The 797-nt window shown below is 36.9% G+C and carries 1 protein-coding gene; it reads right to left on the bottom strand.

All coding sequences use genetic code 11. The annotated features are described in order from the left end of the window. Nucleotides 1-243: cyclic nucleotide-binding domain-containing protein (locus R7040_RS25810; protein WP_411978203.1), on the bottom strand; the 243-nt coding region annotated here is incomplete at its 3' end. Between the last annotated feature and the right edge of the window lie 554 nt (nt 244-797).

Here is a 797-nt window from a genome sequence, read left to right as displayed (position 1 = left end):
GAACAGGCCACCAGCATCAATACGGTTATAAAGTTCACCTTTGCGTCGGTAAATCTCTACTGCACCACTGCGCACCATATACAAATCGCGAATCGTATCGCCAAATTTGAGGATGTCGGTACCTTGACGGAAATACGCCACTTCTGCATGAATGGCGATTTTTTTTAACTGCTCTTCTGGCAGTTCATCGAAAGGAGGATGTTGGCTAATGAAATTGAGTACTTCTAACTGCTCGGCTTCCATTCTTTATTCCATGCGTTGCCTAAAGTAACCAGATCAATATCATCTCGATTTCGCATAAGCAACAGATAACGCTAAGACTTCTGCTTACCTCATCATGTTATGTTTGTTTCTTTCAGGAACAAGTTTGAACTCTAACCATTTTGCTATTCTTCCAGTCTCTAAATACTGAACAACAAATATGCAACTCTACTGTGCCGATATGTATTAAAAACTTAGAAATAAATTCAACGTCGTATTTATCGCCTAAAAGCACAAACAAAAACATTCATAACCAAATGTTTTAAAATGATTTATCAATAAAACAATGAAAGTTCATTACTACGAAAAATATGATCACAGAACACCAATAAGCCAAGTCAATCATTTGAAAACTTTTACCAATTTAATTAGAGTACAAAGCGTTAACTCGTGATAAACACATAACAAAGGACAATTAACATGGATCCCATACTGGAAGTTAAGGGACTTTATAAAGTGTTTGGAGAAGCTCCGGAGCGAGCATTCTCACTCATCGAAAAAGGCGTTGATAAAGACGATATTTTTGAACAAACTGG

The sequence above is a fragment of the Vibrio sp. 1069 genome, from assembly GCF_033340555.1.
This window is presented reverse-complemented; position numbering and strand designations above follow the sequence as displayed.